Consider the following 7619-nt stretch of genomic DNA (forward strand, 5'->3'; position numbering starts at 1 on the left):
GCAGCTCGTTATCGGGGCCGGCTTGGCCGGCCGCCAATAACGGAAAAAGGCCGGTGGCGCAAGCCACCAGCCATCAGCCCTTTGCTCAATGCTCGGACTGGAGTCGCAAAGTCGAGATTACTTCAGCTCGACTTTAGCGCCTGCTTCTTCCAGCTTCTTCTTAGCGTCTTCAGCGGCTTCTTTCGAAACGCCTTCAGCTACAACCTGAGGAGCGCCATCGACTTTCTCTTTGGCTTCTTTCAGGCCCAGACCGGTCAGTTCGCGAACGGCTTTGATCACGTTCACTTTCTTGTCGCCGGCTTCAACCAGAACAACGTTGAACTCGGTCTGCTCTTCAACAACGGCAGCAGCAGCAGCTGGGCCAGCGGCGGCAACAGCAGCGGTAACACCGAAGGTTTCTTCCATCGCTTTGATCAGCTCAACAACTTCCAGAACGGTTTTCTGGCCGATGGCTTCGATGATTTGCTCGTTAGTCAGGGACATGACTTAAATCCTGTATTGGGGTGACAGCCTACGCAGCCATCAAATTAAACGAATGATTTTGAAAGAGTCGCGCGTGCCTTAGGCAGCGGTAGCTTCTTTCTGGTCGCGAATGGCTGCCAGAGTACGAGCCAGCTTGCTGGTAGCGCCTTGGATCACGCTCATCAGTTTCGCAATAGCTTCGTCGCGGGTCGGCAGGGTAGCCAACACGTCGATCTGGTTCGCTGCAATGAAATTGCCGTCAAACGCAGCTGCCTTGATCTCGAACTTGTCCTGACCCTTGGCGAACTCTTTGAACAGACGAGCAGCAGCGCCCGGGTGTTCGTTGGAGAAAGCAATCAGGGTCGGGCCTTTGAACACGTCGTTGAGGATCGAATATTCGGTCCCTTCAACAGCGCGCTTGAGCAGGGTGTTACGTACGACACGTACGTAAACGCCAGCTTCGCGGGCCTCTTTACGGAGTCCGGTCATTGCGCTTACAGTCACACCACGGGCATCGGCCACGACAGCGGACAGAGCGACTTTGGCAGCCTCGTTGACTTCAGCGACGATGGCCTTCTTGTCTTCGAGTTTAATTGCCACGGGTTTACTCCTGGTTTTTACCGTTTCATCTGGCCGAAGCCGGATGTCGTTTTGGTGTCTGATTCGGTAACGAATCGGGAGCACCATCTGCGTGGGCTGGTGTTTTAAGGCTTGCGCCACCTACGGTCTTGGATAGCCCCCGCCAGGCAGGGACCCCAATTTTTGCTGGCGGTGCGACAGGTCGCACCGCCATGTTCTTACACGTCCAGCGAGCTCTGATCGATGACCAGACCTGGGCCCATGGTGGTGCTCAGGGTAACGCGCTTGACGTAGATACCTTTCGAGGAAGCAGGCTTGATACGCTTCAGATCAGCGATCAGGGCTTCAACGTTTTCCTTCAGCTTGCCAGCTTCAAAGCCGATCTTGCCAACGGAGGTATGGATGATACCGTTTTTGTCGGTACGATAGCGAACCTGACCAGCCTTGGCGTTTTTCACGGCAGTGGCTACGTCTGGGGTTACGGTACCCACTTTCGGGTTAGGCATCAGGCCGCGAGGACCCAGAACCTGACCCAGCTGACCTACAACGCGCATGGCATCTGGCGATGCGATAACTACGTCATAGTTCAGGTCGCCGCCTTTCATTTCGGCAGCCAGGTCGTCCATACCTACGCGGTCAGCGCCGGCAGCCAGAGCGGCCTCAGCAGCTGGACCCTGGGTGAAGACGGCAACGCGAACGGTCTTGCCAGTGCCGTGCGGCAGCACGGTAGCGCTACGTACGACCTGGTCGGATTTACGCGGGTCAACACCGAGGTTAACAGCGATGTCGTAGGACTCTACGAACTTGGCAGCCGGCAGCGAAGCCAGCAGAGTGGCCGCTTCTTCGAAGTTGTAGGCCTTGCCTGCTTCGATTTTCTCGGCGATTGCCTTTTGACGCTTGGTCAGCTTAGCCATTACACACCCTCCACGTTCAGGCCCATGCTGCGGGCAGAGCCAGCGATGGTGCGTACAGCAGCGTCCAGGTCAGCAGAAGTCAGATCGGCCTGTTTGGTCTTGGCGATCTCTTCCAGCTGAGCACGGGTCACGGTACCGACTTTAACGGTGTTCGGGCGAGCCGAACCACTGGTCAGGCCAGCAGCTTTCTTCAGCAGGACCGAGGCAGGGGTGCTCTTGGTCTCGAAGGTGAAGCTACGGTCGCTGTAGACAGTGATGATCACAGGCGTCGGCAGGCCGGCTTCTTGACCCTGGGTACGGGCGTTGAAGGCCTTGCAGAATTCCATGATGTTCACACCGTGTTGACCCAGTGCTGGACCAACGGGTGGGCTTGGGTTGGCCTGGCCGGCCTTAACTTGCAGCTTGATGTAAGCCTGAATCTTCTTAGCCATGAGCTACTCCAAAATCGGGTACGAACGCCTGATGGCTCCCCGGATGACTTGCGTTTTATCCCAGTGACGACAAAACCCCGCAGCACACAGGGCTGCGGGGTATGGGATGCTTCGTCCGCCTAGACCTTTTCGACCTGGCTGAACTCGAGCTCCACAGGCGTGGAGCGACCGAAAATGAGCACTGCAACCTGCAGGCGGCTCTTTTCGTAGTTAACCTCTTCGACACTGCCATTGAAGTCTGCGAACGGACCATCAACGACACGCACCACTTCACCTGGCTCGAACAGCGTCTTCGGCTTGGGCTTGTCACTGCCGTCGGCAACGCGACGCAGGATGGCCTCGGCCTCTTTATCGGTGATAGGCGCAGGCTTGTCTGCAGTACCACCAATGAAACCCATTACACGAGGAGTGTCCTTGACCAAGTGCCAAGTCCCTTCGTTCATCTCCATCTGGACCAGTACATAGCCAGGGAAGAATTTGCGCTCACTCTTGCGCTTCTGGCCGTTGCGCATTTCGACGACTTCTTCGGTCGGAACCAGGATCTCGCCGAAACCGTCTTCCATGCCAGCCAGCTTGACACGCTCAACCAGGGAGCGCATCACATGCTTCTCGTAACCCGAGTAAGCATGAACAACATACCAACGCTTAGCCACGGGACACCTTTAGCCAACGATCAAGGAGACCGCCCAACCGAGCAGGGAATCGAGCCCCCACAACAGCAGTGCCATAACCAGCACGACAGCCACGACAATCAACGTGGTCTGGGTGGTTTCCTGGCGGGTCGGCCATACGACTTTACGAATCTCGGCACGTGCTTCCTTTGCCAGCGCGAAGAACGACTTACCCTTCACTGTTTGCAAGGCAACGAAGCCTGCAGCAGCAGCAAGAACAAGAAGCGCGAGGACACGGTACAGGATTGGCGCCGCAGAGTAATACTGATTACCCACCACACCAACTACCACCAAAGCCACTACAGCCAGCCACTTGAACAGATCAAAACGCGATTCTTGGGCTTCAGTTTTGGGGGTCATCGAGGAGGATCCTGTAATAAGAAAGCCATCACACCGAGGTGAAATGGCAGGTCAGGAGGGAATCGAACCCCCAACCTACGGTTTTGGAGACCGTCGCTCTGCCAATTGAGCTACTGACCTGTAACGCTGTATCAGGCCGGCTATTATACCGGCCTAATCAAGTAAATCAACTACTTATTCAATGATTTTCGCTACGACACCGGCGCCGACGGTACGACCGCCTTCACGGATAGCGAAGCGCAGACCGTCTTCCATTGCGATGGTTTTGATCAGGGTAACAGTCATCTGAATGTTGTCACCTGGCATTACCATTTCAACGCCTTCCGGCAGTTCGCAGTTACCGGTCACGTCAGTGGTACGGAAGTAGAACTGAGGACGGTAGCCTTTGAAGAACGGCGTGTGACGGCCGCCTTCTTCCTTCGACAGGACGTAGACTTCTGCGGTGAACTTGGTGTGCGGCTTGACCGAACCTGGCTTGACCAGAACCTGGCCACGCTCAACGTCGTCACGCTTGGTACCACGCAGCAGAACGCCGCAGTTCTCGCCAGCACGGCCTTCGTCCAGCAGCTTGCGGAACATCTCAACACCGGTGCAGGTGGTGGTGGTGGTGTCACGCAGACCAACGATTTCCAGCGGATCCTGAACGCGGACGATACCACGCTCGATACGGCCAGTTACAACGGTACCACGGCCCGAGATCGAGAATACGTCTTCGATCGGCATCAGGAATGGCTGGTCGATGGCACGAACGGGCTCAGGAATGTAGCTGTCCAGAGTTTCTACCAGCTTCTTGACAGCGGTAGTGCCCATTTCGTTGTCGTCTTTGCCTTCCAGCGCCATACGAGCCGAACCGATGATGATCGGGGTGTCGTCGCCTGGGAAGTCGTAGGTGGACAGCAGGTCGCGAACTTCCATCTCGACCAGTTCCAGCAGCTCAGCGTCGTCTACCAGGTCAGCCTTGTTCAGGAAGACCACGATGTACGGAACGCCAACCTGACGGGACAGCAGGATGTGCTCACGGGTTTGTGGCATCGGACCATCGGCGGCCGAGCAAACCAGGATCGCGCCGTCCATCTGGGCAGCACCGGTGATCATGTTCTTCACGTAGTCAGCGTGACCTGGGCAGTCAACGTGAGCGTAGTGACGAATGGTCGAGTTGTACTCAACGTGAGCGGTGTTGATGGTGATACCGCGCGCTTTTTCTTCTGGAGCCGAGTCGATCTTGTCGAACTCAACGACTGCCGAACCGAAGACTTCGGAGCAGACGCGAGTCAGAGCTGCGGTCAGAGTGGTCTTACCGTGGTCAACGTGGCCGATAGTGCCGACGTTAACGTGGGGAAGGGAACGATCAAACTTTTCCTTAGCCATCGATACAATCCTCCGCAGAAGAAATAGTCTTGCGCTGATAAAACAAAGGCAGATATTTTCATATCTGCCTTGTTTATATGGAGCTCTTGAGCGGACTTGAACCGCTGACCTCACCCTTACCAAGGGTGTGCTCTACCAACTGAGCTACAAGAGCGAAACACGTTGTGCAAAATCCAGCAAACTTGGAGCGGGTAGCGGGAATCGAACCCGCATCATCAGCTTGGAAGGCTGAGGTTCTACCACTAAACTATACCCGCGGAGCTTACGGCTCTCGCTAAAACTGGTGGAGGGAGAAGGATTCGAACCTTCGAAGCTCTCGCAACGGATTTACAGTCCGTCCCCTTTGGCCGCTCGGGAATCCCTCCAGATGTGGCCGGCATTCTATTTGTCTGCCGCCTCAGTGTCAAGCGATTTTTCAAATTTTTTCAATCAAATCTGAAACTTAGCTACTTTGACACCGCTTCCAGTTCTGCCACCTGAGTGGTGTTCCCTGCGAAGCGGGCGCCATTCTATCAAGCTATTCACCAGTTGCAATACCCTGGCAGAAAATAATTTTATGTTTTAAGTCTTTGAAATCATTGGAAAGAGCCGCCAGGGCTGCTGTGTCCAGTAAACGCTCGCTGTCGGGCTCCACCTTCAGCCAGCGCCCTTCCGCACCTGGCAGCTGTGCTACTACCGGAAGCGTTGCTATGTCCAGGCTCGTCAACCTTTGCCGCAGAGCATCGATCTGCTCCTGGCCCATGGCGCCACCCACAATCAGGCACTCGTCGCGACGCCTGGGGGATGCCGCCACACCCGCCTCGCGCACCAGGCGTATTTCCTGCTGGCTGCCTTTATACAAAGACAGAGGCGCAACCTCTTTTACCCTCAACGGCGCGCCTTGCTGATGCCACACGTAATAAAAGGCATTGAGTACCAGCAATAGCAAAAATAACCAGCGCATAGGGCACCTCAGTTCAATGGGCAGGCCATCGCCAAACCGACGAAGACCAGATCAGGCACCACCCGAGCCTGTGGCAGCGTATCCTTCAGCAACGGCGCATCACCGCCCGTAAGGAAGACCGTAAAGTCACTCCCCCAAAGGGCATGCGCCTGCTCGATCTGCGTCTGTGCAAAGCCCTGCAGCATCAGCACGCAGCCACGTTCTACCGCCTCAACCGTGGACCGGCCTGGCAACAAGGTGGCCAATGCGCGCTCAGCGGAGGCATCATCGTAACGGATGCGCCGTGTATGGGTGCGCAGCTGCCCACGCATCAAAGGCATACCAGGGCAAATGTAGCCTCCCAGGTGTTCACCGTCTGCGGCCACATAATCCGCTTTTGCTGCTGTGCCCAGGTCTATTACCAGGCACGCGCCACGTGCAAGGTGGTAGGCGCCCAGGGCAGCCAGCCAGCGATCCATACCCAAGCGCTGGTAGTCGTCATAGCCATTTCGCACACCGGCCATTTCCCGGGCAGAACGCGCTACATGCGACTGCACTGAAAACACCTGCGCAATCAGTGTGCACAGAGCTTCGGTCTCTTCTTCACTTCTGACGCTGACAATTCGGCAGCCTGTCAAACGCACCGCAGGCAGGGCAACCACCCCATCCACAAGCGCCTGGTCAGACTCAACGATTCCACCTGCGACAATCATGGCATCGAGGCTATGGATCACCCGCCACTTGATGAAGCTATTGCCGCAATCGAGTTCAAGAATCATCACGTAACCTCAAACTCAGCTCACCGCCACTGAAGCTTTTCTCAACGCCGTCCACAACAAGGCGCAAACCGCCTTGCCCATCGACGCCCAGTACCAAGCCGTCAATACGCGTGGTGCCTGCTATCAGTGACACGTTACGCCCTTGCCACAGATGCGCCTGCTCCCATTCCTCTTGAAACGCCGCAAAGCCATAGCGGCGATGACGGGCAAGTTCGTGCTGCAATTGTTGACTGAGCGAGGCGACCAGGTGGTTGCGATCAATCACCGCCCCCACCTCACGGCGCATGGATGTCCATTGCTGATCTACCTGCGCGTTGACCTGCATGTTTACATTGATGCCGATACCCAGCACCACATGACAAACATCGGCAGGGTCGCCTACCAGCTCGAGGAGGATGCCGGTGATCTTCTGGCCATTGACCAGAACGTCGTTAGGCCACTTCAGGCCTACAGCATTCACGCCAAACGCTTGCAGGGTGCGCATAACGGCCAAGCCAACAACCAGGCTCAAGCCCTCAAGCTGGCGCATACCGCCGTCTACTCGCAAGACCAGGCTGTAGTAAAGGTTCTCGGCGAAGGGGCTGACCCACTCTCGGCCACGCCGCCCACGGCCAGCACTCTGGCGCTCCGCCAACACCACGAAAGGCGCCTGCTGCCCTTGTGCTGCCAGGCGCAAACCCTCTGCATTTGTAGAGTCGATGAATTCATGAATGAAGACGGGCCACGGGTCTTGCGTGGCAAAGCCGGCTATAGCCTTTGCGTCGAGCATTGCCAAGGGCGCAGCTAACTGGTAGCCACGGCCACGGACCTTGTGAATGGTGAGGTTAAGTTCGCTCTCAAGGTGTTGCAGCTGTTTCCATACCGCACTGCGACTCACCCCGAGGGCTGCCCCGAGAGCTTCTCCGGAATGGAATCGGCCATCCTTGAGGAGGTTCAACAACTTCAGCATGCCAGTCTCAACGTTGGATAAGGCAGGCATGATAGCCATGGGTCGTGGGCTTGCATAGGAAAAGGGGCGTTCCGGTGATGCCCTGCCCTCAGCGGGACAAGGGCTGGCGCAAGCTCTGGGCGAATTTTTATCGCACAAAGACAAAACCCCTACCTGCCTGCGCAGATAGGGGTTTTGCGAAATG

10 protein-coding genes and 4 tRNA genes are annotated in these 7619 nt (G+C 56.4%); all 14 read right to left on the reverse strand.

Going from position 1 to position 7619, the window contains the following annotated elements:
- Positions 1–117 precede the first annotated feature (117 nt).
- The 14 genes from rplL to birA all read right to left on the reverse strand — a co-directional run bounded on the left by rplL (position 118) and on the right by birA (position 7435).
- A complete protein-coding gene (rplL, locus tag IAE36_RS11290; RefSeq protein WP_003255496.1) occupies positions 118–483 on the reverse strand; it encodes a 50S ribosomal protein L7/L12 in 366 nt (121 codons plus the stop codon).
- Positions 484–561: 78 nt separating this feature from the next.
- Complete coding sequence (rplJ, locus tag IAE36_RS11295) at positions 562–1062, reverse strand: 50S ribosomal protein L10 (RefSeq protein WP_028633699.1); 501 nt, start codon at positions 1060–1062, stop codon at positions 562–564.
- Positions 1063–1259: 197 nt separating this feature from the next.
- A complete protein-coding gene (gene rplA, locus IAE36_RS11300; protein WP_027915749.1) occupies positions 1260–1955 on the reverse strand; it encodes a 50S ribosomal protein L1 in 696 nt (231 codons plus the stop codon).
- Positions 1955–2386: a 50S ribosomal protein L11 gene (gene rplK, locus IAE36_RS11305; protein ID WP_028633698.1), complete on the reverse strand. Its 432-nt coding sequence runs from the start codon at positions 2384–2386 to the stop codon at positions 1955–1957. Before rplK ends, rplA begins: the two co-directional genes overlap by 1 nt.
- A gap of 119 nt (positions 2387–2505) precedes the next feature.
- The gene (gene nusG / locus IAE36_RS11310; protein ID WP_028633697.1) at positions 2506–3039 is read right to left on the reverse strand and encodes a transcription termination/antitermination protein NusG; all 534 of its coding nucleotides are present in this window, start codon (positions 3037–3039) and stop codon (positions 2506–2508) included.
- A 9-nt stretch (positions 3040–3048) separates the two neighbouring features.
- Positions 3049–3417, reverse strand: a complete 369-nt coding sequence (secE, locus tag IAE36_RS11315; protein ID WP_028633696.1) for a preprotein translocase subunit SecE — start codon at positions 3415–3417, stop codon at positions 3049–3051.
- A 44-nt stretch (positions 3418–3461) separates the two neighbouring features.
- A tRNA-Trp gene (locus IAE36_RS11320) sits at positions 3462–3537 on the reverse strand.
- 54 nt (positions 3538–3591) lie between these two features.
- Positions 3592–4785, reverse strand: coding sequence for an elongation factor Tu (gene tuf, locus IAE36_RS11325; protein ID WP_038411791.1), 1194 nt, complete (start codon positions 4783–4785; stop codon positions 3592–3594).
- Positions 4786–4863: 78 nt separating this feature from the next.
- A tRNA-Thr gene (locus tag IAE36_RS11330) sits at positions 4864–4939 on the reverse strand.
- 29 nt (positions 4940–4968) lie between these two features.
- Positions 4969–5042: transfer RNA gene (locus IAE36_RS11335), tRNA-Gly, on the reverse strand.
- A gap of 24 nt (positions 5043–5066) precedes the next feature.
- Positions 5067–5150 (reverse strand) — tRNA-Tyr (locus IAE36_RS11340).
- Between the two features lie 152 nt (positions 5151–5302).
- Positions 5303–5728 (reverse strand): hypothetical protein, encoded by a 426-nt coding sequence (locus IAE36_RS11345; protein WP_028633082.1) that lies wholly within the window; start codon positions 5726–5728, stop codon positions 5303–5305.
- An 8-nt stretch (positions 5729–5736) separates the two neighbouring features.
- Positions 5737–6486: a pantothenate kinase gene (locus tag IAE36_RS11350; RefSeq protein ID WP_201212419.1), complete on the reverse strand. Its 750-nt coding sequence runs from the start codon at positions 6484–6486 to the stop codon at positions 5737–5739.
- Complete coding sequence (gene birA, locus IAE36_RS11355; protein WP_201212425.1) at positions 6476–7435, reverse strand: bifunctional biotin--[acetyl-CoA-carboxylase] ligase/biotin operon repressor BirA; 960 nt, start codon at positions 7433–7435, stop codon at positions 6476–6478. Before birA ends, IAE36_RS11350 begins: the two co-directional genes overlap by 11 nt.
- Positions 7436–7619 lie beyond the last annotated feature (184 nt).

Source organism: Pseudomonas sp. S36 (assembly GCF_016647875.1).
In the GTDB taxonomy this organism is placed as follows: Bacteria; Pseudomonadota; Gammaproteobacteria; order Pseudomonadales; family Pseudomonadaceae; genus Aquipseudomonas; species Aquipseudomonas parafulva.